This is a genomic window from Streptomyces sp. NPDC024687 (genome assembly GCF_055559055.1).
Genome location: NZ_JBVHLJ010000009.1, coordinates 232851 through 255774, shown reverse-complemented (window position 1 = coordinate 255774; position 22924 = coordinate 232851). Strand labels below are relative to the sequence as shown.

General features: G+C 69.9%; 23 protein-coding genes and 1 pseudogene. 14 read left to right on the top strand and 10 right to left on the bottom strand.

Going from position 1 to position 22924, the window contains the following annotated elements; translation table 11 throughout:
• Positions 1-187 precede the first annotated feature (187 nt).
• The gene (locus ACZ39I_RS31990; RefSeq protein ID WP_467248417.1) at positions 188-1090 is read right to left on the bottom strand and encodes a LysR family transcriptional regulator; all 903 of its coding nucleotides are present in this window, start codon (positions 1088-1090) and stop codon (positions 188-190) included.
• A gap of 156 nt (positions 1091-1246) precedes the next feature.
• Here ACZ39I_RS31990 and ACZ39I_RS31985 point away from each other — a divergent pair, with 156 nt between their 5' ends.
• Both ACZ39I_RS31985 and kstD read left to right on the top strand, forming a co-directional pair.
• Positions 1247-1792: a DUF6817 domain-containing protein gene (locus tag ACZ39I_RS31985; RefSeq protein ID WP_467248415.1), complete on the top strand. Its 546-nt coding sequence runs from the start codon at positions 1247-1249 to the stop codon at positions 1790-1792.
• Between the two features lie 67 nt (positions 1793-1859).
• On the top strand, positions 1860-3590 hold the full coding sequence (gene kstD / locus ACZ39I_RS31980; RefSeq protein ID WP_467248412.1) for a 3-oxosteroid 1-dehydrogenase: 1731 nt from the start codon (positions 1860-1862) through the stop codon (positions 3588-3590).
• On the opposite strand, the gene ACZ39I_RS31975 is transcribed toward kstD, so the two are convergent.
• From ACZ39I_RS31975 to ACZ39I_RS31965, 3 genes are read right to left on the bottom strand one after another with little or no spacing between them, the layout of a single operon-like run.
• Positions 3587-4225, bottom strand: coding sequence for a class I SAM-dependent methyltransferase (locus tag ACZ39I_RS31975; RefSeq protein ID WP_467248411.1), 639 nt, complete (start codon positions 4223-4225; stop codon positions 3587-3589). The genes kstD and ACZ39I_RS31975 overlap by 4 nt on opposite strands.
• Positions 4226-4256: 31 nt before the next feature.
• Positions 4257-4571: an AzlD domain-containing protein gene (locus tag ACZ39I_RS31970; RefSeq protein WP_467248409.1), complete on the bottom strand. Its 315-nt coding sequence runs from the start codon at positions 4569-4571 to the stop codon at positions 4257-4259.
• Positions 4568-5233 (bottom strand): AzlC family ABC transporter permease, encoded by a 666-nt coding sequence (locus tag ACZ39I_RS31965; RefSeq protein ID WP_467248408.1) that lies wholly within the window; start codon positions 5231-5233, stop codon positions 4568-4570. Before ACZ39I_RS31965 ends, ACZ39I_RS31970 begins: the two co-directional genes overlap by 4 nt.
• Positions 5234-5301: 68 nt before the next feature.
• On the opposite strand from ACZ39I_RS31965, the gene ACZ39I_RS31960 reads away from it, so the two are divergent.
• Complete coding sequence (locus tag ACZ39I_RS31960; RefSeq protein WP_467248406.1) at positions 5302-5868, top strand: helix-turn-helix domain-containing protein; 567 nt, start codon at positions 5302-5304, stop codon at positions 5866-5868.
• A 105-nt stretch (positions 5869-5973) separates the two neighbouring features.
• On the opposite strand, the gene ACZ39I_RS31955 is transcribed toward ACZ39I_RS31960, so the two are convergent.
• Positions 5974-6177, bottom strand: coding sequence for a cold-shock protein (locus ACZ39I_RS31955; RefSeq protein WP_003998944.1), 204 nt, complete (start codon positions 6175-6177; stop codon positions 5974-5976).
• Positions 6178-6462: 285 nt separating this feature from the next.
• Here ACZ39I_RS31955 and ACZ39I_RS31950 point away from each other — a divergent pair, with 285 nt between their 5' ends.
• The 5 genes from ACZ39I_RS31950 (at position 6463) to ACZ39I_RS31930 (ending at position 11732) form a co-directional block, all read left to right on the top strand.
• A complete protein-coding gene (locus ACZ39I_RS31950) occupies positions 6463-7311 on the top strand; it encodes a menaquinone biosynthetic enzyme MqnA/MqnD family protein (RefSeq protein WP_467248404.1) in 849 nt (282 codons plus the stop codon).
• A 38-nt stretch (positions 7312-7349) separates the two neighbouring features.
• On the top strand, positions 7350-9131 hold the full coding sequence (locus ACZ39I_RS31945) for a serine/threonine-protein kinase (protein WP_467248401.1): 1782 nt from the start codon (positions 7350-7352) through the stop codon (positions 9129-9131).
• Positions 9128-9856 (top strand): prepilin peptidase, encoded by a 729-nt coding sequence (locus ACZ39I_RS31940; protein ID WP_467248400.1) that lies wholly within the window; start codon positions 9128-9130, stop codon positions 9854-9856. The genes ACZ39I_RS31945 and ACZ39I_RS31940 overlap by 4 nt, the downstream gene beginning before the upstream one ends.
• Before the next feature lie 81 nt (positions 9857-9937).
• A complete protein-coding gene (gene mqnC / locus ACZ39I_RS31935; protein WP_352390692.1) occupies positions 9938-11137 on the top strand; it encodes a cyclic dehypoxanthinyl futalosine synthase in 1200 nt (399 codons plus the stop codon).
• Positions 11138-11144: 7 nt separating this feature from the next.
• On the top strand, positions 11145-11732 hold the full coding sequence (locus ACZ39I_RS31930) for a hypothetical protein (protein WP_467248399.1): 588 nt from the start codon (positions 11145-11147) through the stop codon (positions 11730-11732).
• A gap of 58 nt (positions 11733-11790) precedes the next feature.
• Here ACZ39I_RS31930 and ACZ39I_RS31925 read toward each other — a convergent pair whose 3' ends face one another.
• Entirely contained in the window at positions 11791-12819 is a 1029-nt protein-coding gene (locus tag ACZ39I_RS31925) for a chitinase (RefSeq protein WP_467248397.1), read from the bottom strand.
• 392 nt (positions 12820-13211) lie between these two features.
• Here ACZ39I_RS31925 and ACZ39I_RS31920 point away from each other — a divergent pair, with 392 nt between their 5' ends.
• The 4 genes from ACZ39I_RS31920 to ACZ39I_RS31905 are packed head-to-tail and all read left to right on the top strand — an operon-like array spanning position 13212 to position 17863.
• Positions 13212-13538 carry a hypothetical protein gene (locus ACZ39I_RS31920; RefSeq protein WP_467248396.1) on the top strand — a complete coding sequence of 109 codons (327 nt, stop codon included), beginning with the start codon at positions 13212-13214 and terminating at the stop codon, positions 13536-13538.
• Between the two features lie 17 nt (positions 13539-13555).
• Positions 13556-15835 (top strand): bifunctional polysaccharide deacetylase/glycosyltransferase family 2 protein, encoded by a 2280-nt coding sequence (locus ACZ39I_RS31915; RefSeq protein WP_467248394.1) that lies wholly within the window; start codon positions 13556-13558, stop codon positions 15833-15835.
• The gene (locus tag ACZ39I_RS31910; protein ID WP_467248392.1) at positions 15835-17145 is read left to right on the top strand and encodes an acyltransferase family protein; all 1311 of its coding nucleotides are present in this window, start codon (positions 15835-15837) and stop codon (positions 17143-17145) included. Before ACZ39I_RS31915 ends, ACZ39I_RS31910 begins: the two co-directional genes overlap by 1 nt.
• Positions 17146-17167: 22 nt before the next feature.
• Positions 17168-17863: a demethylmenaquinone methyltransferase gene (locus ACZ39I_RS31905; RefSeq protein WP_389999766.1), complete on the top strand. Its 696-nt coding sequence runs from the start codon at positions 17168-17170 to the stop codon at positions 17861-17863.
• Positions 17864-17916: 53 nt separating this feature from the next.
• Here the strand turns inward: ACZ39I_RS31905 and ACZ39I_RS31900 are convergent, their stop codons facing one another.
• Both ACZ39I_RS31900 and ACZ39I_RS31895 read right to left on the bottom strand, forming a co-directional pair.
• On the bottom strand, positions 17917-18234 hold the full coding sequence (locus ACZ39I_RS31900; protein ID WP_467248505.1) for a PASTA domain-containing protein: 318 nt from the start codon (positions 18232-18234) through the stop codon (positions 17917-17919).
• A gap of 110 nt (positions 18235-18344) precedes the next feature.
• On the bottom strand, positions 18345-18869 hold the full coding sequence (locus ACZ39I_RS31895; protein WP_467248391.1) for a GNAT family N-acetyltransferase: 525 nt from the start codon (positions 18867-18869) through the stop codon (positions 18345-18347).
• A gap of 123 nt (positions 18870-18992) precedes the next feature.
• Here ACZ39I_RS31895 and ACZ39I_RS31890 point away from each other — a divergent pair, with 123 nt between their 5' ends.
• Entirely contained in the window at positions 18993-20279 is a 1287-nt protein-coding gene (locus ACZ39I_RS31890; protein ID WP_351990383.1) for a geranylgeranyl reductase family protein, read from the top strand.
• A gap of 105 nt (positions 20280-20384) precedes the next feature.
• Here ACZ39I_RS31890 and ACZ39I_RS31885 read toward each other — a convergent pair.
• Both ACZ39I_RS31885 and ACZ39I_RS31880 read right to left on the bottom strand, forming a co-directional pair.
• Positions 20385-20930, bottom strand: a pseudogene (locus tag ACZ39I_RS31885) (peptide deformylase); the annotation flags it as partial.
• A gap of 80 nt (positions 20931-21010) precedes the next feature.
• Entirely contained in the window at positions 21011-21817 is an 807-nt protein-coding gene (locus ACZ39I_RS31880) for a C40 family peptidase (protein ID WP_467248390.1), read from the bottom strand.
• A 734-nt stretch (positions 21818-22551) separates the two neighbouring features.
• Here ACZ39I_RS31880 and ACZ39I_RS31875 point away from each other — a divergent pair.
• The gene (locus ACZ39I_RS31875; protein ID WP_007383963.1) at positions 22552-22911 is read left to right on the top strand and encodes an NADH-quinone oxidoreductase subunit A; all 360 of its coding nucleotides are present in this window, start codon (positions 22552-22554) and stop codon (positions 22909-22911) included.
• The last annotated feature ends 13 nt before the right edge of the window (positions 22912-22924 follow it).

Genomic DNA, 22924 nt, shown 5'->3' with positions numbered 1-22924 from the left:
CTTCTGGGGCGGCGCCACGTACGCATGCCCCAGCGGCGTACCACCGTGGTGGCCCGGTTTCCTCCCCGCTCCCGGATTCTGAGCTGAGGTCTGTACCGGCCCCGTGGCCGGAGAGTGAAGCGTCGGCCAGATCTGTGACACTCCGTACGGCCCCCCTCCGCTCGGCTGAGTGCTTGTGCACGGTGCCTCAGCCGTGCGCGGCCGTATCGTGACAGGACTCCGCCACCGTGTCCGCGAACGCCCGCGCCGATGGCGACAGCGCGTCCCAGCGGCGTACCGCCCAGCCGACGGAGAGGGGGCGCAGGGCGGGGATGGGAACCAGTCGCAGGTCACCCCGACCCGGTACGTCGAGGCCCGGCAGGGATGGCACCACGGCCCGGCCCAGCCCCAGCTCGGCCAGCAGCAGCGCCGTGTCCCAGTCCGCCACGCTCGTGTCGAAGGCGAACCGGACCCCCAACTCCGCGCAGGCCGCGTCCAGATGGGCGGCGGAGGTGGAGTTCGGGGGGAGCCGGATCAGCCGGAGGCCCTGCAACTCGGACGCCTCCACGGACGACCGGGTGGCCAGCGGATCCCCGGCCCGTACCGCCAATACCCACGGCAGCTCCATCACCGGCCGCTGCTCGATGCCCCGCACCGGCGCGCCCAACGTGATCCACGCCAGGTCGAGACTGCTGTCGGCCAGTGCGTCGAAGCAGGCCCGGCTGGAGCTCTCGGTCCTGAACTCCAGGCTGACGTCCGGGTGTTGCTGCCGGAAGGCCACCACCGCGTCCGACATGAAGTGCCGTACGGTCGTCGCGCCCGTCGCCACCCGGACCGACCCGCTCTCCCCGTCGACCATTTCGCGCAGCCGGCGCAGGGCGAGGTCCAGGCCCGCGATGCCCTCCGCCGCGGCCGCCTCCAACACCCGCCCCGCCTGCGTCGGTACGACCCCCCGAGGCTGCCGCTCCAGCAGGCTGACCCCCGTCTCCCGTTCCAGCCGTTTCACGTGCTGGCTCACCGCGGACTGCGTGCAGTCCAGCTCACGGGCCACCGCGCTGAGGCTTCCGGCGCGGCACACGGCCACGAAGACACGCAGGTCGTCGAGGGTCATGACACCCAAGCTAACACTTGGGTCCAGTGACAAATACTTAGGATTGACTGGGTCGAGAGCCCGTACGACGATCTCCTCAGGGCCCGGGCGGCAACCCGCTCCACACCCGGGAGGAGCGGGTGCCGACCCAACCCACCCCTACCGCCGAGGAGTCCGGTGCCCGTGCAGGCGACCCCCACAGACGAAGCCAGAGCCCTCTTACGGCGGCTCGGTGCCGACCGCACCCCCCACCCCGGCGGCACCCTCCTCACCCACCTCGAACGCGTCCGCATCCAACTCGCCCTCTGGGGCGCCCGCCCCGCCCTCCGACTCGCCGGCCTTTGCCACGCCTTCTACGGCACCGACGGCTTCCCCACCGCCCTGCTCCCGCTCGACCGGCGCACAGAACTCGCGTCCGTGATCGGCCCGGACGCCGAGGCAATCGTGCACTTCTACGCGAGCTGCGACCGTGCGGCGACCTACCCCCGTCTCCTCGATCCGCTCTTCCGGGACCGGTTCACCGGGCGGATGTACGCCCCCGACCCTGTCCTGTGCAGGGACTTCGCCGAGCTCACCGCCGCCAACGAACTCGACCTCGCGCGCCGGGACCCGGCCTTCCGGGAGCGGTGGGGTCCCGAACTCCTCGCCCTGCTGACCCGGTTCAGACCCCTTCTCAGCCAACTCGCCTGGCGGGACACCCTCGCCGTCCTTCACGCGTCTTGACTTCTCAAGACCCCCGCGCGACGTTCCGGACCTCTTCGTCCATACCAACCGCAGGGGGGACCCGACCATGAGCGTGACCCGAAGACACCTGCTGGCCGCCGGTGCCGGGGCGGCCGTAGCCGCCGGGGTGCAGCAGGGCGCGAGCGGCGCCGACCTGCCGACGATCGGGACGTACGACGTCGTCGTCATCGGCTCCGGCGCCGCCGGCATGACCGCCGCGCTCGCTGCCGCCAAGCAGGGCCTGAGCACCGTGGTTCTGGAGAAGGCGCCCACCTTCGGCGGATCCGCCGCCCGTTCCGGGGCCGGGATCTGGATCCCCAACAATCCCGTCATCCTCGCCGCCGGTGTCCCGGACACCCCGGCCAAGGCGGCGGCCTACCTCGCCGCCGTCGTAGGGCCTGATGTTCCCGCCGCCCGGCAGCAGGCCTTCCTTCGGCACGGACCCGCCATGATCTCCTTCGTCATGGCCAACAGCCCGCTCCGCTTCCGCTGGATGGAGGGGTACAGCGACTACTACCCCGAGCTCCCGGGCGGCCTGCCGAACGGCCGCTCCCTCGAGCCCGACCAGCTCGACGGCAACATCCTCGGCGCCGAACTCGCCCATCTGAACCCGCCGTACCTCGACGTCCCGGCCGGACTGGTCGTGTTCAGCGCCGACTACAAGTGGCTCGCCCTGTCCGCCGTCAGCGTCAAGGGCGCCGCCGTCGCCGCCGAGTGCCTGGCACGCGGAACGAAGGCGGCCTTGCTCGGGCAGACGCCGCTCACCATGGGGCAGTCACTGGCGGCCGGGCTGCGGAAGGGACTCCAGGACGCCGGAGTCGCCGTACGTCTCAACACCCCCCTCACCGAGCTCTACGTCGAGAAGGGCGCCGTCACCGGAGCGGTGACCCCTGCCGGACTCTTCCGTGCCCGCCGGGGCGTGATCGTCGGCTCGGGCGGCTTCGAGCACAACGCGGCGATGCGGGCGCAGTACCAGCGGCAGCCCATCGGCACGGAGTGGACGGTCGGTGCGAAGGAGAACACCGGGGACGGCATCCGGGCGGGCCAACGGGTCGGCGGCGACCTCGCGTTGATGGACGACGCCTGGTGGGGACCGGCCATCCCGCTCCCCGGCGACCCGTACTTCTGCCTCGCCGAACGCACCCTCCCCGGCGGGCTCATCGTGAACGCGGCCGGCCGGCGGTTCGTCAACGAGGCCGCCCCCTACAGCGACGTCGTCCACACCATGTACGACCGCAACCCGACCGACCCCGACATCCCGTCCTGGCTGATCGTCGACCAGAACTACCGCAACCGGTACCTCTTCAAGGACATCGCGCCGGCCTTCGTCCTCCCCGACGACTGGTACGGCTCGGGCGCCGCCCACAAGGCCTGGACGGTCGACGCCCTCGCCGCGTCGATCGGCGTCCCGGCCGGGGCCCTGCGCGCCACCGTCGACCGCTTCAACTCCCTTGCCGTCAAGGGCGACGACCCGGACTTCGGACGCGGTGACAGCGCCTACGACCACTACTACACGGACCCGTCCGTCCTCCCGAACTCCTGCCTGGCCCCGCTCTGGCTGCCCCCGTACTACGCCTTCCGGCTCGTCCCGGGAGACCTGGGCACCAAGGGCGGCCTGGTGACCGATGCCCGCGCCCGCGTCCTGCGGCCCGACGGCTCGGTCGTCCCCGGCCTGTACGCCGCCGGGAACGCCAGCGCGGCCGTCATGGGCCACAGCTACGCGGGCGCGGGCTCGACGATCGGGCCCGCGATGACCTTCGGATACGTCGCGGCCCGGGACATCGCGGGGGCGCTCTAGTCGCGCCTGAAGATCAGGGCGGCCTGGCGGGTCGATTCGTTGGAGTGGGGTTCGCGCACCGTCCGGGAGACGGGCGCGAACCCGGCCGCCGTCAGCAGCTCGCCCATGTGCTCCGGCTGCCGCCGCAGGAAGTCCAACGTCACCGGGTGCCCCCAGGGACTTTCGTGGCGGCGGGGTTCATCGCCGATCTGGAACGCGAGGAGCAGATGGCCGCCGGGGGTCAGGACCCGCCTGAACTCGGCGAAGAGGGACGGTAGTTCGTCCACAGGTGTGTGGATGGAGGAGTACCAGGACACCACGCCCGCGAGGGCGCCGTCGGGCAGGTCGAGCTCCAGCATCGAGCCCTGCTCGAACCGCAGCCCCGGGTTCTCCCGCCGCGCGATCGCCAGCATCGACTCCGACAGGTCGAGCCCGAAGACGGACAGTCCGAGGGAGGCGAGGTGCGCGGTGACCCGCCCGGGGCCGCAACCGAGGTCGGCCACGGGTTCACCCCTGCCGACGAGTTCGGCGAACGCCGCGAACACGGCCCGGTCCAGCGGCTTGCCCTCGATTTCGTCGGTGAAGCGCTTGGCGTAGTCCTCCGCGATGGCGTCGTAGAACGTGCGGGTGCTGGTGAGGAAGTCGGCTTCGGTCATGGCCGCGCACCCTAGCGGCCCCCACTGACACTCACCCCACACCGGCCGCCCGCAGTACGGCAGTTGTGGCCGCCGCCCCCAGCACCACCACCACGAACGGCGCCCTGCGCCACGCCAGCACGGCCCCCACCAGCACCCCGGCCGACCGCGCCCACCCCGCGAACCCGCCGCCCTCCGTCAGCGCACCCGTCGCCAGCAACGCCACCAGCAGGACGATCGCCCCGGCCGACAGCAGTTCCTGGACCCGGGGCGGGAGGTCGACCCGCCCGTGCAGCACCGGCCCCACCAGCCGGAAGGCGTACGTCCCCACCGCCAGCGCCAGAATCATGACGACCGTCGCGCTCACGCAGAGCTCCTTCCGTGGAGGACCAGGCCCGCCAGCGCCACCAGCACCGGCACCCCCGCCGGGACCGCGGGGGTGACCGCCAGGGCCAGCGCGGCGCCGAGCAGCGCGGACCGCCGTACGGCGCCATCCCCGCGCAGGACCGGCAGCACCAGGGCGACGAGGACGGCCGGGAACGCCGCGTCCAGGCCGTAGGCGCCGGTGTCGCCCAGGGCGCCCCCGGCCAGCGCGCCCAGCAGGACGGTCACGTTCCATACGGCGAACAGGCCGAGCCCGGAGACCCAGAACGCCGCCCGGCGCCGCGCCGGATCCGGCTGGGCGAGGGCGAACGCGACCGTCTCGTCGGTGACCAGGTGTGCGCCGAGGAAGCGGGCGAGTCTGCCCGGGCCGAGGAGGTCGGCGACGGCGAGGCTGAAGGCCGCCGTGCGGGTGTTGAGCAGCAGGCCCGTGGCCGCCGCGGCGACCGGACCGCCCCCGGCCAGCAGCACGCCGACCGCGCTGAACTGGGCGGAGCCCGCGTACACGACCAGGGACATCACCACCGGCACCCAGACCGGCAGGCCGCCGGTGACGGCGATGGCGCCGAAGGAGACGCCCACGACCCCGCTCGCGAGCCACACGAGCGCACTGTCACGGACCAGGGCTGTTCGCTGTGCCGTACGCATGTTCACTAGACTGGACGGTAGCCGCCCTGTTCGTCAAGGCGAACGATCGTACCGATGGAGCGAACAGTATGTCCGACAGCCCGCCGCCCCGGCTCCCCCTGGACTGGATCGCCGCCTCCCTGCGCCGCGAGCGCACCCGCGCCGGGCTCTCCCTCTCCGAGCTGGCCAAGCGGGCCGGCATCGCGAAGTCCACGCTGTCCCAGCTGGAGACGGCGGGCGGGAACCCGAGCGTGGAGACGCTGTGGGCGCTGGGGGTGGCGCTGGGTGTGCCGTTCAGCGTGCTGGTGGAGCCGCCGGCGCCGTCCGTGCAGGTGATCAGGGCCGGACAGGGGCCGACCGTGGCCTCGGAAAAGGCCGAGTTCGCGGCCACCCTGCTCTCCGCGAGCCCGCCCGGGGCGCGGCGCGACATCTACCACCTGCAGGCCGAACCCGGGGCCGTACGGGAATCGGAGCCGCACATTCCGGGGACCGTGGAGCATCTGATCGTGGGCGCGGGGAGGGTGAAGGCCGGACCGGTGGGGGTGGAGGTCGAGCTGGAGCCCGGCGACTACATGACGTATCGGGGGGACGTGGCCCATGCGTACGAGGCGCTCACCCCCGGCACGACATTCGTGCTGGTCATGCAGCACACGTAAAAGCACGTAAAAGCAAAGGCAGGAGCCCCGCTGCCGTGCGGCGCGGGGCTCCTTGGGTACTGCATTCAGGTCCGGATCAGAGGCTGGAGCGCCTGTGAGACGGGATCAGACGGGGGTGACGTTCTCCGCCTGCGGGCCCTTCGGCCCCTGGGTCACGTCGAAGGAGACCGCCTGGTTCTCCTCCAGCGAGCGGAAGCCGCTCGCGTTGATCGCGGAGTAGTGGACGAAGACGTCGGGTCCTCCGCCCTCCTGGGCGATGAAGCCAAAGCCCTTTTCGGCGTTGAACCACTTCACGGTTCCCGTAGCCATAAGCCCTCCTTGGGCCCAAAAGGGTTGCCCTGCTCCAGAACCTGCAAGTGTGAAAACAGTGCCGCACAACTGCATTCTTCTGAAAACGACTAGAGCCTGCGGTTACATGCTCCGCAGGCTCTGTACTGCAAGGGAAACCAAACTGCAACTTGCGGCGAGCCTAGCATGCGGGCAGCCGAAAGCAATAGAGGTCAAGATCACGTCACCCGGATGTTTGAAGATCGCGGAGAGGTTGACCTCGGGGTCGAAGTCCGAAGCCTACTCCAAGGGGGCTAGTGTCGCGATGTGGACAATTCTCGCACCCGGCCGCGCGTCGGCCACATCCAGTTCCTGAACTGCCTGCCCCTGTACTGGGGGCTCGCGAGGACGGGCACTCTTCTCGACTTCGAGCTCACGAAGGACACCCCGGAGAAGCTCAGCGAGAAGCTGGTGCAGGGAGATCTCGACATCGCACCCATCACCCTCGTCGAGTTCCTCAAGAACGCGGACGACCTGGTCGCCTTCCCCGACATCGCCGTCGGCTGCGACGGCCCGGTCATGTCCTGCGTCATCGTCTCGCAGGTCCCGCTGGACGAGCTGGACGGCGCCAGGGTGGCCCTCGGGTCGACCTCGCGCACCTCAGTCCGCCTCGCCCAGCTCCTCCTCGCCGAGCGCTACGGCGTCCAGCCCGACTACTACACCTGCCCGCCCGACCTCAGCCTGATGATGCAGGAGGCGGAGGCGGCCGTCCTCATCGGCGACGCGGCGCTGCGGGCCAACCTCCTCGACGGCCCCCGCTACGGCCTTCAGGTGCACGACCTCGGCTCGCTCTGGAAGGAGTGGACGGGACTGCCGTTCGTCTTCGCGGTGTGGGCGGCCCGCCGGGACTATCTCGAACGCGAGCCGGTCATCACCCGCAAGGTCCATGAGGCCTTCCTCGCCTCCCGGAACCTCTCCCTGGAGGAGGTCGGCAAGGTCGCGGAACAGGCGGCCCGCTGGGAGTCCTTCGACGAACAGGTCCTGGAGAAGTACTTCACGACGCTGGACTTCCGGTTCGGTGACCCGCAGTTGGCGGCGGTCGCCGAGTTCGCGCGAAGGGTCGGGCCGACGACGGGTTTCCCCGCCGACGTGAAGGTGGAACTGCTTCAGCCCTAATGTGCATCTGAACCTTCTGGGGCTATGGGGGAGGCAGCATGCAGCCGCTGGGAGTCGACGAGCCCACCGCCGTGGGTCCCTACCGGCTGCTCGGCCGACTGGGTTCCGGCGGCATGGGCCGGGTCTACCTCGGCCGCAGCGCCGGGGGCCGCACGGTCGCGGTCAAGATCGTGCACCCGCACTTCGCGCTCGACGAGGAGTTCCGCGCCCGCTTCCGGCGCGAGGTGGATGCGGCGCGCAGAGTGGGCGGAGCCTGGACCGCGCCGGTCCTCGACGCCGACCCGGAGGCCGCGGTGCCCTGGGTCGCCACCGGGTACGCGGCGGGCCCCTCCCTGGCCGCGGCGGTCACCGACGGGGGCCCTCTGCCCGAGCATTCGGTACGCGTGCTGGGCGCGGGCCTCGCCGAGGCGCTCGCGGCCGTGCACTCCCTGGGGCTCGTCCACCGGGACGTGAAACCCTCCAACGTCCTGCTCACCGTCGACGGCCCGCTGCTCATCGACTTCGGCATCGCCCGTGCCACGGACGGCACGGCATCCCTGACGTCGACGGGAGTCTCGATCGGCTCCCCCGGATACATGTCCCCCGAACAGATCCTCAGCAAGGGGGTGTCGGGCGCGGCCGACGTCTTCTCCCTGGGCGCGGTCCTGGCGTACGCGGCCACGGGGGCACCGCCCTTCCCCGGGGACTCCTCGGCCTCCCTCCTCTACAAGGTCGTCCACGAGGAGCCCGAACTCGGATCACTGGGCGGCGAGTTGCGGGACGTCGTGGAGATGTGCCTGGCCAAGTCGGCGCAGGAGCGGCCCACTCCGGGCGAGGTGGCCCGGCGGCTCGCTCCGCAGGGCGCGGCACGGCTGGTGGCGGCGGGATGGCTGCCGGGTGCGCTGGTCGAGCAGGTGGGGCGCAGTGCCGTACAGCTGCTGAATCTCGAGGCGGTGGGGGAGCAGGCGGGGGGGCAGGCGTCCGGGCCGGTGGGGTTCAGCAGTCCTTCGGTGGGTGCGTTCGGGCCGCCGCCGGTGATGCCGGCGGTGTCCGCGGGGGCGCCTCCGGCTGACGCGGCCGGGCCCCCGGCGTTTCCGGTCACGCCCGAGACGGTGGTGCCCTCCGACCGGCGGCCCGAACCCGGTCCCGGATCGGGTCCCGGTTCCGGCCCCGGCAAGCTCTCCGTCTCCGTGGCCGCCACCTCGGCCTCCGGCGAGAACGGACGCGGCCGCCGGCTGAGTTGCACCGTGGCGCTCGCCGTCGCGGGTGCGCTGGCCGCGGTGACCGTGGGGTCGGTGTTCGTGTTCGACCTGCTGCCCGGGCGGGGCGATGACGACTCGGCGAGCTCAGGGCCCGGCAACGACGCGTACTCCTCGGCGCCGGCCTCCACACCGTCGGCCTCCAAGCCGTCGCCGTCCTCGGTCTCCCCGTCGCCGTCGAGCGGGGCGTCGAGCGGGGCGTCGGGCGAGGCGTCGGGCGGTCCTTCCGAGGTGCCCGCCCGCTATCTCGGCACCTGGGAGGGCCAGGGCACGGGTCTCGGCGGGAGCCTGCCGATGGGGACCTTCCGGATCACCGTCAAGAAGGTGGGTGTCGGCGAGGAGTTGGGCCGTCTGCAACAGACCGACGCGATCGGCGCGGTCTGCACCGACGTCCTCACCCTGAAGAAGGTCACGGACACGGAGCTCGTCACCACCGCCGTGGGCGCCGGGGACAACCACGCCGGCTGCAACCCCACCGCCCACACGGTCCGCCTCGCCAGCGTGGGCGACGACCTGAAGTACACCTCGGAGAGCGAGGCCGAGGGATACCCCGAGGCCCGGATGTCGAAGGTCGGACGGTGACGCAACTGCTCGTCGTCCTGGCCGCACTGTGGGGAGCGGCGACGGGCGCACTGCTGCCGCGCGCCGCCTACCGCTTCTCCGTCCCGCCCGAGGAACCGTGGCGCGACACCTGCCCCGGCGGGCACCCGTTGGCCGGCTGGCTCGGACGGGCGAGGTGCGGGACCTGCGCCACACAGCAGCCGTACGGTCCCGGCGGCCCCCTCCTCGCCACCCTCACCGCCCTCCTCTGCGCCACCCTCGCCGCCGCCACCGGCACCCGCCCGGAGCTCGCCGTCTGGCTGCTGCTCACCCCCGTGGGCGTGCTGCTCGCCGTCGTCGACCTGCGCGTCCGACGGCTGCCCGACCCGCTCACCCTCCCGCTGGCGGCCGTCGCGCCGGCCCTGCTCGGAGTCGTCTCCTTCATGCCGGAGCACACCGGGACCTGGCCGAACGCCCTGTACGGCGCCCTCGCCCTCGGCGCCGGCTACTGGGTGCTGTGGCGGATCAACCCCGGCGGCATGGGCTTCGGCGACGTGAAGCTGGCGCTCGGGGCGGGGGCGGTCCTGGGCTGGTACGGCTGGGACACCGTGCTGCTCGGCACCTTCGCGGGCTTCCTGCTCGGCGCGCTCTACGGCGGTGTCCTGGTCCTGGCGGGCAGGGCGGGGCGCAAGACGGCGATTCCGTTCGGGCCGTTCCTGATCACGGGGGCGTACGCGGGGCTGCTGATCGGCGCGTACACGGCCTGACATCGGCCTGACATCCGGCATGTCGGAGGGCTGGCGTAGGCTGGCCGGGACCGCTCGAACCTTGACGAAAGGCACGCCCCGGTGACCGAGAAGGCCGACCTTCAGTCCGTCCTCGACCGTGCCGCCGAGGGTGGGCGCATCACTCCGGAGGAGGCGCTCGACCTCTACCGGGACGCCCCGCTGCACGCGCTGGGCTCCGCCGCGGACACCGTGCGCCGCCGTCGGTACGCCGGCACGGAGCACATCGCGACGTACATCATCGAGCGGAACATCAACTACACCAACGTGTGCGTCACGGCGTGCAAGTTCTGCGCCTTCTACGCCCCGCCCACGGCCAAGGACAAGGGCTGGACCCGCGACCTGGACGACATCCTGCGCCGGTGCGCGGAGACCGTCGAACTCGGCGGCACCCAGATCATGTTCCAGGGCGGCCACCACCCCGACTACGGCGTCGAGTACTACGAGAAGCACTTCGCCGCCATCAAGAAGGAGTTCCCCCAGCTGGTGATCCACTCGCTGGGCGCCTCCGAGGTCGAGCACATGGCCCGGATCTCCAAGGTGAGCGTGGAGGAGGCGATCCAGCGCATCCACGCGGCCGGTCTCGACTCCTTCGCGGGCGCCGGCGCGGAGCTGCTGCCCGAGCGCCCCCGCAAGGCGATCGCCCCGCTCAAGGAGTCCGGCGAGCGCTGGCTGGAGATCATGGAGACGGCGCACAACCTGGGCGTGGAGTCCACCTCCACCATGCTCATGGGCACCGGCGAGACCAACGCCGAGCGCATCGAGCACCTGCGGATGATCCGTGACGTACAGGACCGCACGGGCGGCTTCCGCGCGTTCATCCCGTACCTGTACCAGCCGATGAACAACCACCTGAAGGGCCGCACGCAGGCCACGATCTTCGAGTACCTGCGGATGATCGCGATCGCCCGGCTCTTCATGGACAACATCGCCCACATCCAGGGCTCCTGGCTGACCACCGGCCAGGACGCGGGCCAGCTGACGCTGCACTACGGCGCGGACGACCTCGGCTCGATCATGCTGGAGGAGAACGTCGTCTCGGCGGCCGGCGCCAAGCACCGCTCCAACCTCCAGGAAATGATCGACATGATCCGTACGGCGGGCCGGGTCCCGGCCCAGCGCTCCACGACGTACGAACACCTCGTCGTCCACGACGACCCGGCGAACGACCCGGTCGACGCGCGCGTGGTGTCCCACATCTCCTCCACGGCGATCGAGGGCGGCACGGCACATCCCGAGCTGAAGATCCTCGCGTCCAACTAGGCCCGCCTTGCTGACGATCCACACCGCCGACCTGCTGATCCCGGGCGACGGAAGGCCGTCGCTGCCCGGCGGGGCGGTACTGGTCGAGGGACGGCAGCTCGCGGCGGTGGAGGCGTACGAGGATCTGGCGGCCGCGCATCCTTCGGCAAGGGTGCGCCGCTGGCCGGGGGTTCTCACCCCGGGCCTGGTGAACCCGTACGGCCCCGAGCTGTTGGAGCAGGCCTACCACCCGGACCCGCGAGAGGACTTGGGCAGTGAGCCGATCTCGGGCGAGGCCCTGAAGTCACTGGGCATGACCGACGCCCGGTGGGGTGCGAGTGCGCGGCGGGGGGTTCAGCGGCTGCTGGCGCACGGGGTGGTGGCGGTGCGGGGTGAGCTGCGACGCCCTGCGGTGATCGACGCGGTGCACAGGTCGGGGCTGACGATCGAGCACCGGTTCACGGGTCCGGAGGGCCGACCTTCACTGACCTCTGGGGCATTCGCGACCCCGCTGCTGCCCCATGGCGAGGCCACCTTCGCGATCTTCGAAACGGCGGAGCTGACAACCTGCGTGGCGACGGTGATCAAGGGCCGCTTGCTACACCGGCGCAGGTAAGGGCTTTTAGGGGCGCGGGGAACTGCGCGACCAGCCACAACGCACCCGCACCCGAAACTCAACCGGAGAACGCCTCCCCAAACGCCCCCGAACTCTGAGAGACCCCACTGCAATTGGTCAACGGGTCATCCTCGTCCGAGTTTCCCGACTCACACTCCTGATCCCTAAACGTCGACCACATCGACACCCACGCCACCTCCTTCGACGCGGCGAACCCCCGCACCTGCGCCGCGTCGGACAACGTGAACGTCTCCCCGTCCACATCATTCGTCCCGATCATCGACGTGAGCGCCATGGCCCGCCACGCAGTGGAGTCGGACGTACCGAAAACCTCCTTCAACTGCGCCTGCGCCGCCTTCGCCGAAGTGATCGCGTAATCCCCCATGTCACCGTCGTAGGACTCCCCGTAGTTCATCGTCATGATGTTGACCGTCGACACCTGAACCGACTTGTCGTTCGCGGACTGCAGCAACGCCACACTGTCGTCGTCGAGCCCTGACGGCATCACGGGAAGCGTGAACGACACGGCGAGACCGCTCCGTTCCGCCTGCAGCAACGCGATCGCCTCGGACCGCAGGTCCACCGAGTCCGAGTCGGTCAGCGCGTCCCCCTCGACGTCGAAGTCGGCCAGGGAGGATCCAGCGGCGTCCAGCGCCTTGCCGTAGGCCGCCGCCAGCTTCGCCGCACTGGAGCAGGTCTCGGCCAACTCCTTGCCGGACGCGCCGCCGAAGGAGACCCGCACCTTCGCCCCGTCCTCCTTCAACGCGCTGATCCGGGACGCGACGGTGGAGTCGCCGACATCCGACGTGCCGTTCCAGGACGGTGTGCAGTCACTCCCGTCGGCGATCACGAAGGCGAGGTTGTACACCGAGGGCGAGCCCGCGGAGTCGTTGTCGGAGGCCTCGTCAGCGCTCACATAGGGCGCGTACGCGGTGACCGAGGACGCGGCTTCCGACGCCGACGCCGAGGCGCTGCTCCGTTCGGGAGGCTCCGCGTCCGAGGCGCTGCCCGATTCGGCGGAGCACCCGGTCACGGCCAGGGCGAACAGACAAGTGAGCCCGGCGGCCGGCCTCAGGAAACCCCGCATTGTTCATGCACCCGCTCTCGTGATGTTCGTCTCAGGCTCGAAACAAAGGCTCATTCAAAAAGAGAACGTCTCATACGGAGACGGTGTTCAAAGCGACAGTCGATCCATAGGGGATCCATGGGCGGCATTGCCTGAATCAGGCTAATCGGGCGAACTGAACGGGGCATTCGGTGCACTTGCCTCCATGGCGACCCGCGCAGGCGTTCACGAAGTCTCTCAGGGAAAACACAGGTTAAGGCGTTTCTCATATGCGTCTCACAAGAACGGCCGACTCGGTCACATAAAGACTCCTTAACGTCTGGGGAATGCATTCCGAGCCTGCCACCGAAAGCCGCGCCGACACGCGCGGTCACCGCCGCAAACGCGGTAGTAACGGGTCCGCCGAGGGGCCCGTGTTCGTTGACAACTCCGGGCGCCGCTCCAAGATGCTGCGCCGGATCGGCCTTCTCCTCGGTGTCCTGTCCCTCGGCTACGCCGTCGTGCTGGGCCTGGCCTTCATGGGCATCGGCGTCTCCAGTACGACGCTGCTGCCCTTCGCGGGCGGCGGCCCCGGCGGTTCCTCGAACTCCGGTCCCGGCGGCGCCCAGCCGCAGGGCGGGATCGGCACCCCGCCGGCCCAGCCCACCGGTGTTCCGCCCGCCGGTACGGCTACGGGCGCCCCGCCGAGCGCAGCCCCGACCGTGACCGCCACCCCGACGGCCTCCGCGGCCTCCAACTGACCGGAACGGCCCACCACATGACCACGACGACGCCCTCCCGCGGTCGCCGGCGTGCCCCCTCCCGCATCGAGCGGGCAGCGGGCAAGGCCGCGGCGCTGCAGAAACCGCGGGTCATCCTCGCCCTGCTGCTCCTGCTCGGCCTGACCAGCGTGATGCTGCTCGACGGCTATCTGCGCGCCGAGGTCGGCGGCGACCAGCGGGTCCGCGACGGCGCCAGCTCCAGCAAGGTCCCCGACAAGATCATCAACGGCGGGCCCATCATCAGCTTCCGGGGCGGCCAGGCCACCACTATCTCCGTGCCGGCCAAGACGATCGCGCTCACCTTCGACGACGGCCCGAACCCGACGTACACGCCCCAGGTCCTGAAGATCCTGGAGAAGTACGACGTCCCGGCGACCTTCTTCCTGGTCGGCTCGATGGTCTCGCGCTACCCGGGGATCGTGAAGGACATGGTCGACCAGGGCAATGAGGTGGGCATCCACACCTTCACCCACGTCGACCTCTCCTACCAGAGCGACGCCCGCATCCGGCGCGAGATGACCCAGACGCAGCTGGCCCTCGCGGGCGCGGCCGGCATCACCACCACGCTGTTCCGGGCGCCGTACTCCTCCGAGACGGACGCGATCGACAACTACAGCTGGCCCGTCTACGAGAAGCTCGGCGAGGAGGGCTACACCAGCGTCTTCGTCGACACCGACAGCGACGACTGGAAGAAGCCGGGCGTCTCGAAGATCGTCAAATGGGCCACGCCGTCCGGGACCTCGGGCGCCGCCGTGCTGATGCACGACGCCGGCGGCGACCGTGAGCAGACGGTTGCGGCACTGCCGAAGTACATCGAGCAGATGCGGGCGAAGGGCTACACCTTCACCACGGTGAGTGGGGTCATCGAGGCGCAGAACACCGCCGCCCGCGCGGGACAGCAGGCGAACGCACCGGCCGGCATCGGGGGCGGACAGCTCCAGGGCGGGAACCGGAACGCCACCGAGCGCCTCCAGGCCGCACACCGCGAGGCCACCGGCACGACCCTCTACGAGGGCAAGGCACTCGTCGTGGCCGTCGCCGTCGCCGAGTACACCGTGCCCACGCTGTCCGTCGGACTCGTGATCGTGGGCGTGGCCGTCATGGGCCGGTTCGGGATGATGCTGATCCTCGCCCGCCGCCACTACAGACTGCGCAACAAACGCCGCTTCAGCTGGGGGCCCACGGTCACCCGGCCGGTGACCGTGATCGTCCCGGCGTACAACGAGAAGGAGTGCATCGCCAACACCCTTCAGTCGCTGGCGAAGAGCACCCACCCGATCGAGATCATCGTCGTCGACGACGGCTCGTCGGACGGCACCTCCGAGATCTCGCGCGAGGCGGCCCGGGCCCTCGGCATGACGAACGTGCGGGTCATCCGCCAGGAGAACGCGGGCAAGCCGGCCGCCCTCAACAACGGTGTCCGCAACGCCAGCTACGACATCGTCATCATGATGGACGGCGACACCGTCTTCGAACCGGACGCCGTGCACCAGCTGGTGCAGCCCTTCGCGGACCCGGAGGTCGGCGCGGTCGCCGGCAACGCCAAGGTCGGCAACCGCAACACGCTCATCGGCGCCTGGCAGCACATCGAGTACGTGATGGGCTTCAACCTCGACCGCCGGATGTACGACCTGCTGCGCTGCATGCCCACCATCCCGGGCGCGATCGGCGCGTTCCGCCGCGAGGCGGTCCTCCAGGTCGGCGGCATGAGCGAGGACACCCTCGCCGAGGACACCGACATCACCATCGCGATGCACCGCGCCGGCTGGCGGGTCGTCTACCAGGAGCACGCACGCGCGTGGACCGAGGCGCCGGGCTCCCTGAAGCAGCTGTGGTCGCAGCGCTACCGGTGGTCGTACGGCACCATGCAGGCGCTGTGGAAGCACCGCAAGTCCCTCACCGACAAGGGGCCCTCGGGCCGCTTCGGCCGGGTCGGCATGCCGCTGGTGGTGCTCTTCCAGATCGTCACGCCGGTCTTCGCCCCGCTGATCGACGTGTTCACCGCCTACTCGATGATCTTCGTCGACTTCCGGGCGGCGCTGTACGCGTGGCTCGCGGTCCTCGGCGTCCAGCTCGTGTGCGCGGCGTACGCCTTCAAGCTGGACAAGGAGCAGTACCGCTATCTGCTGATGATGCCGCTCCAGCAACTGGCCTACCGCCAGATGATGTACCTCGTCCTGATCCACTCCTGCATCACCGCGCTCACCGGCGGCCGCCTGCGCTGGCAGAAACTGAAGCGGACCGGCGAGGTCGGCACACCGGCGGGGGTCGGCTGATGAGCTGGGAGCCGCAGGGGTACCAGCCGCAGGGCTATCAGCAGCAGGGGTACGGCTACGAGTACGGGTACTCGGGCTACGTAGAGCAGCCGCAACCGCAACCGCAGCCGTACGCGCAGCAGCCGCAGCAGCCGTATCCGCAGGAGTACGTCGACCACGGCTACTACGGACAGGGTGTGGAGCCGGAGCCGGAGCCACCGGTGACCGCCGCTCCCGCCGACGCCGGGGCGGAGGAGGAGAAGCCTCCGTCTCGGCCCCCGGGCCGCGACCGCTACTTCGACACCCTCCGGGCCGTCGCCCTGATCAGGGTCGTCACCTACCACACCTTCGGCTGGGCCTGGGCGGGCATGGTCTTCCCCTCCATGGGGATCATGTTCGGCCTGGCCGGCACGCTGATGGCGAAGTCCCTGGAGCGGCCCGCCCTCACGGTGGTCAGGAGCCGGATGCGCCGCCTGCTGCCGCCGTTCTGGTTCTGGGGCGTCTTCGTGGTCCTCGCGATGCTGGTCCACGACTGGATGCCGGGCTGGCAGATCGTCTACTGGATCGTGCCGCTCGGCGATCCGCCGGGCAACGCGTGGGGGGAGCAGGCCTGGGAGATCCTCTGGTACCTGCGGACGTACCTGTGGTTCGTGCTGCTGTCCCCGCTTCTGCTGAAGGTGTTCCGGCTGGCCCCGGTGCCCGTCCTGGTGCTGTCCCTGGCCCCGATCGTGGTCTTCCAGTTCCTGTGGGAACCGCCCGACAACCGCCTCGGCAGCGCGCTGACGGACCTGGCGACCTTCCTGTTCTGCTGGATCCTCGGCTTCGCCCACCGGGACGAGGTCCTGGAGCGGCTGAAGCCGGTGGCCGTCGTCGCCCTCTCGCTCGCCGCCATCGGGTTCGGCGGCTGGTACGCCGTCACCCACCAGGCCGAGACGGGGTCGTACGACCTCGACGACATCCCCCTAGCGCAGGCCTTCTGGTCCGCCGGGTACGTGATGCTGCTGATGTGGGCCAAGTCGTGGTTCGGGATCGACTTCGCCTGGCTGACCCGTTTCCGGCGGACCGACCGGGTCGTCACGGTCTTCAACTCCCGCGCGGTGACGATCTACCTGTGGCACGAGATCGCGCTGATCCTCGCCGTGCCGCTGATCGACCAGTTCTGGAACGTGCCCGCGTTCGAGAAGTGGCTGCCGCTGGAGAGCCAGTGGTTCATGTTCGGCGTCGGCTGGATCCTGATCGTGGTGTTCGTGCTGCTGTGCGGATGGGTGGAAGACGTGGCCGGGAAGAAGAAGCCGCAGCTGCTGCCGGGAGGGCGTCGGGCCTCTTCGTGAGGGCGGCTGCAAGAATGGGGCCGTGACCCGCGCCTCTCTGAACAAGCAGCCGCACGAAGTCGCCTCGATGTTCGACGACGTGGCGGAACGGTACGACCTGACCAACGACGTGCTGTCGCTCGGCCAGGACCGGGTCTGGCGCAAGGAGGTCGCCAGGGCCGTCGACGCCCGCCCCGCCCAGAAGATCCTGGACCTGGCGGCGGGCACCGCCACCTCGTCCCTGCCCTTCGCCCGCACCGGCGCCTATGTCGTGCCCTGCGACTTCTCGCTCGGCATGCTCCAGGTCGGCAAGCGCAAGCACACCTGGCTGCCGTTCACCGCGGGCGACGCGACACGGCTGCCCTTCAAGGACGACACCTTCGACGCCGTCACCATCTCCTTCGGACTGCGCAACGTCCAGGACACCGACGCCGCGCTGCGCGAGATGTACCGGGTCACCAGGCCCGGCGGGCGGGTCGTCATCTGCGAGTTCTCCCACCCCACCTGGGCGCCCTTCCGCACGGTCTACACCGAGTACCTGATGCGTGCCCTGCCGCCGGTGGCCCGCGCGGTCTCCTCCAACCCCGACGCCTACGTCTACCTCGCCGAGTCCATCCGCGCCTGGCCGAACCAGCCGGCCCTCGCGGAGCGGCTCCAGAAGGCGGGCTGGTCGAAGGTGGCGTGGCGGAACCTGACGGGCGGGATCGTGGCCCTGCACCGGGGCGTCAAGGAGAGCTGAGCGGCCCGGCGAGCTTCGCACTCAGCACTCAGCACTCGGCACTCCGCCCTTCGTCAGAGTCCCGTCACGCAGCGGACCACGTACGGGTCTCCCGGCTCGTCCAGTTCGCGCTGGAGGCCGCCCCGGGGAGGCCTCGGAACGCGGGGTTCATGGACGCCCCCGCCGCCCTCACCCGGGCGGCGGTCGAACCACACGTACACCACCGAGTCCCGCGGCACCTCCGCACCGGCCTGCGGGTACTGGCGTACGACATAGTCGACGACGGCCAGATGGAAGTCCTTGCGGTCCGGCGCACTGACGAACAGGCCCTGCGCCTGGGCCGTCCCGCGCGCGTCGACGGCCATGAGTCCGACCAGACGCGGTACGCGCACTTCGGGCGTCTTGGGTGGTATGCGCACAGATGTCACCCCCAGCGGTACTGGCAGGGTAACTCCGGCCCCGCGGCGACCGGAAGTGCCGGGTGTCTTTCTGTAGCAGACCGCTACCCTCCGTGACCAGTCTGGAGGGAGAGCCGGAAGCAGAGCGCCTCTTCCGGGAGCTGCGGGTGCGGAAAGGTCTCGGCGAGTTCCATGCCAAGGCGCTTGGCGACCGCGATCGACCGTTCGTTGCCGGGTCTGACCATCGCCACCACGTCCGGGACGCCCGCCGCCCTGAGCCGCTCCAGCGTCATCTGCGCCGCCGCCGTGGCGTACCCCCGGCCCCAGTACGCGCGCCCGAGCCGCCAGCCGATCTCGATCTCGCCCGTCGGCCCCCAGTCCCGCGGCCAGGGCTGGGCACCGGTGAAACCGATGACCTGCCCGCCCTCGTCAACCATGGTCCACAGACAGAACCCACGCTCGGCGTCGTGCCGGCGCTGCCGCGCGGTGAGCTCCTCATAGACGTACAACTCCGCGGACCTGCCGCCGTGGAACTCCATGACGTCCGGGTCGTCGAAGACCCGGTGCCAGGCCACGGCGTCCTCGTCGGCGGGGACGCGCAGCCGTACTACGGGCAGAGCTCGGTTCACTGGGGGCAGCCCTTCAGCCGGGTGATCAATTCTGCTGAATAGACTGCCCGTGTCCAGTGCCGGTCGGCACGCGGATTCAGAACTTGATTCCGAACTTGATTCCGAGCCTGGGGAGATCCCGCCGTGACCGAGCCCCTGTCCGAGAACACCGCCGATGTCATCGTCGTCGGCGCGGGGCCGGCAGGCTCCACGACCGCTTACCACCTCGCCAAGTCCGGACTCGACGTGCTCCTGCTGGAGAAGACCGAGTTCCCGCGCGAGAAGGTCTGCGGCGACGGCCTCACGCCGCGTGCCACCAAACAGCTCGTGGCCATGGGCATCGACATCTCCGAAGAGGCCGGCTGGCTGCGGAACAAGGGCCTGAGGATCATCGGTGGTGGCGTACGCCTCCAGCTCGACTGGCCGGAACTGGCCTCCTTCCCCGACTACGGCCTCGTCCGCAAGCGCGACGACTTCGACGAGCAGCTCGCCCGCCAGGCCCAGAAGGCCGGAGCGCGGCTCTACGAGCGCTGCAACGTCGGTGCCCCGATCGTCGACGACCGCACGGGCCGCATCACCGGCGTGCACGCGAAGCTCGGCGAGGAGAAGCGCGAAGTCACCTTCCACGCCCCCCTCGTGGTCGCCGCCGACGGCAACTCCACCCGGCTCTCCCTCGCGATGGGCCTGCACCGCCGCGAGGACCGCCCGATGGGCGTCGCCGTACGGACGTACTTCGAGAGCCCCCGCCACGAGGACGACTACCTGGAGTCCTGGCTGGAGCTGTGGGACCGCCGCGGTCCCGGCGAGGACCGCCTGCTGCCCGGCTACGGCTGGATCTTCGGCATGGGCGACGGCACATCCAACGTCGGCCTCGGCGTCCTGAACACCTCCGACTCCTTCAAGGAGCTCGACTGGCGCGAGGTGCTGAAGGCCTGGTGCGCCTCCATGCCGGAGGACTGGGGCTACACGCCGGAGAACATGACCGGACCCATCCGCGGTGCCGCCCTGCCGATGGCCTTCAACCGCCAGCCGCACTACACCAAGGGCCTGCTCCTGGTCGGCGACGCCGGCGGCATGGTGAACCCCTTCAACGGCGAGGGCATCGCCTACGCCATGGAGTCCGGCCAGATCGCCGCCGACGTCATCGTCCAGGCCCACGCCCGCGCGACGCCCGCCCAGCGGGAGATCGCCCTGCAGCGCTACCCGCGGGTCCTCAAGGACACCTACGGCGGCTACTACACACTGGGCCGTGCCTTCGTGAAGCTCATCGGCAACCCGAAGGTCATGAAGATCGCGGCCCAGCGCGGCCTGACCCACCCGCTGCTCATGAAGTTCACCCTCAAGATGCTCGCCAACCTCACCGACCCCACGGGCGGCGACGCGATGGACCGGATCATCAACGGGCTGAGCAAGGTGGCGCCGAAGGCGTGACGGGAACCCCTTGAGGGGAGCACCGTGGAGGCATGGACGTAGGGATCGCGCTGCCCGTGTTCGTCATCCTCATCGCGGTGTCGGTGTGGGCGCTGGTCCACTCCCTCAGGCGCTGAGCGTGCCCTGAGCGCCGCTCAGCGCCTCGACGTCGGCCGCCCGGCGGGCGAACACCTCGTCCCGCCGGTCCGCCATCTGCCGCAGCGCCTGTTCGCGCTCCCGCGTGGACAGCCGGTCCTGATACACGCGCCCGTTCACATGGTCGGTCTCGTGCACCAGGCAGCGCGCGACATACCCGGCCCCCTCGATCACGAGCGGCCCGCCGTCCCGGTCGAACCCGCGCACCAGGGCCCGGTCCGGACGCGGTACGTCCATGACGGCACCCGGCACCGACAGGCACCCCTCGCTGTCCTCGAGCAGCCTGCGCCCGGCTGGCTCCAGCGGGTCGAGCACCGGGTTGACGATGTGCCCGACATGTCGGACTCCGTCGTCGTCCGGGCAGTCGTACACGAAGAGCCGCAGACCGACGCCGACTTGGTTCGCGGCGAGATCGGGCCCGAACTCGCTCCCGTCGCGGCACGGCCAGCGCAGCACCTCCTCGCCCCGGCCTTGCCCACGGACGGTTCCTGGTGGGGGAGATGGAGACCGGGGTTTCCGTCAGGGACCGTGAGGTCACAGAAGCCAGTAGGGCCGCAGCCCCCGAGCGGCTGCGGCCCTACCAAGCTGTCACCGGGTCAGAGAACCCGCACCGCTCCGGTCGGCGGGTCGTAGGACATGGGCTTCTCGGCGACACCCGTCGAGGGGTTCTGCGCGCCGACGAACATGCCGTCACCGACGTACACCGCCACGTGGTACGCGCTGCCCGCGCCGCCCCAGTACAGGATGTCGCCCGGCTGGAGGTTGCTCAGCGAGACCTGGGTGCCCGCGGTCGACTGGTCCTGCGAGACGCGCGGCAGGTCGATGCCGACCTGGCTGAACGCCGCCTGCACGAGGCCGGAGCAGTCCCAGGAGTTGGGGCCGGTGCCGCCGGAGACGTAGGCGTCACCCACCTGTGCCTTCACGAAGGCGATGACGGCCGCGGCCGAACCGGTGGCCGTGGACGAGCTCGTGGAGACGCTGGCGCTCGCCGAGGCGGACAGGGTGGCCCGCTGGGAGCTGCGCGAGGCGGCCTCCTCAGCGGCGGCCCTGCGAGCCTCCTCGGCCTTCTTCTTGGCCTCCGCCTTCTTCTTGGCCTCCGCGAGGTCCGCCTTGGCCTGCTTCGCGGCCTTTGCGGCGGCCGCGTCACGCTCGGCCTGCAGCTGGTAGTTGGCGGCAGCCTGCTGCATCGCGTCGGCGGACTCGGCGACCTGGCTGCCCAGGTCGGCCGACAGGGTGGGCAGTTCGAGGGTCTGCGTCGTCGACTCGGCGGCGAACGCCGAAGCCGACGCGCCCGCCGCTGCCATGCTGAGCACACCACCGGCGACTCCGGCGCGCACGGCGATCGAAGTCGTCGCGCTGCGGCGGGGTTTCCGGTGGCTGCGTATGTGAGCGGTGTGGGACATGAGACCAACTGGTATCAGGGGCTCCTCCATACCTTCAAGAAACGTGTGCTGCGCCACAGTTGTTCAATCGGCGGCCCGAATACCTGGTGTGCCGCTCTTTATTGACGCCGTAACGGACATTGCGGACTCTGGTGATCATGGCCGTGATCATGGACTTTCGCTGTTACGTCCGAATTGCCCCGCGGCTACCATCCGTTGGGGCCGATGGCCAAGCCCCCTTCTTATGGATCTCTCATGCATGTGGCGGAGGTCACGCAACGGTTACGGCGGACGCTGCGTCCGGAGCGGATCGGTGCTCGTGAATGTGTGCACGCGTCCACACCCGTCCTCGCGCCTCCCTCTGATGTGTGAACGCGGTCCCCTAGCAAGCGGCCCCGTCCAGCGCCAATTTGCATGCAGCGGAAGTCTCTTGATATGGAGACGCCTCTCCCCACCTGCGCCGACGAGCGCAAATGTCACCTCTGGTGATCACTCGGACGCTTCTCGTATGAAGATCACCGCTGATCCGACTTCATGATCCTTCGTCTGGTGGTGGAGATCACAAAGCTTGTGCAATACCCCGTGTCGCAGATCACAGACCGGCAGGCATAAGATGCGGGTCAGTTGGGCTTGTGACCTGCTTCACATGTTCGCGATCTTCGTTGAGACGGACGGAGGTCGGAGGGACGTATGAGTCGGGTGTGAGTCCGATGCCATCGCCAGCAGTCAGTGCCGACTGAGAGGAGCGAGGAGCGGTGAACGCTTATGCGCCCATCCTCGTACTGGGAGCCCTCGGGGCAGGCTTTGCGATCTTCTCCGTGGTCATGGCCACGCTGATCGGTCCGAAGCGGTACAACCGGGCCAAGCTCGAGGCCTACGAGTGCGGGATCGAGCCGACCCCCACGCCGGCCGGCGGCGGGCGCTTCCCCATCAAGTACTACCTGACGGCGATGCTCTTCATCGTCTTCGACATCGAGATCGTCTTCCTCTACCCCTGGGCCGTCACCTTCGACGCCCTGGGTGTTTTCGGGCTCGTGGAGATGCTGCTCTTCGTGCTCACCGTCTTCGTCGCGTACGCGTACGTATGGCGGCGCGGCGGCCTGGAATGGGACTGAGGGGCCTTTAACT

Coding starts and splice junctions, on each gene's coding strand:
- ACZ39I_RS31880 (WP_467248390.1), bottom strand. CDS start 21,817: ATGTCCCACACCGCTCACATACGCAGCCACCGGAAACCCCGCCGCAGC.
- ACZ39I_RS31910 (WP_467248392.1), top strand. CDS start 15,835: ATGAGCTGGGAGCCGCAGGGGTACCAGCCGCAGGGCTATCAGCAGCAG.
- kstD (WP_467248412.1), top strand. CDS start 1,860: ATGAGCGTGACCCGAAGACACCTGCTGGCCGCCGGTGCCGGGGCGGCC.
- ACZ39I_RS31955 (WP_003998944.1), bottom strand. CDS start 6,177: ATGGCTACGGGAACCGTGAAGTGGTTCAACGCCGAAAAGGGCTTTGGC.
- ACZ39I_RS31965 (WP_467248408.1), bottom strand. CDS start 5,233: ATGCGTACGGCACAGCGAACAGCCCTGGTCCGTGACAGTGCGCTCGTG.
- ACZ39I_RS31960 (WP_467248406.1), top strand. CDS start 5,302: ATGTCCGACAGCCCGCCGCCCCGGCTCCCCCTGGACTGGATCGCCGCC.
- ACZ39I_RS31945 (WP_467248401.1), top strand. CDS start 7,350: ATGCAGCCGCTGGGAGTCGACGAGCCCACCGCCGTGGGTCCCTACCGG.
- ACZ39I_RS31975 (WP_467248411.1), bottom strand. CDS start 4,225: ATGACCGAAGCCGACTTCCTCACCAGCACCCGCACGTTCTACGACGCC.
- ACZ39I_RS31925 (WP_467248397.1), bottom strand. CDS start 12,819: ATGCGGGGTTTCCTGAGGCCGGCCGCCGGGCTCACTTGTCTGTTCGCC.
- ACZ39I_RS31990 (WP_467248417.1), bottom strand. CDS start 1,090: ATGACCCTCGACGACCTGCGTGTCTTCGTGGCCGTGTGCCGCGCCGGA.
- ACZ39I_RS31915 (WP_467248394.1), top strand. CDS start 13,556: ATGACCACGACGACGCCCTCCCGCGGTCGCCGGCGTGCCCCCTCCCGC.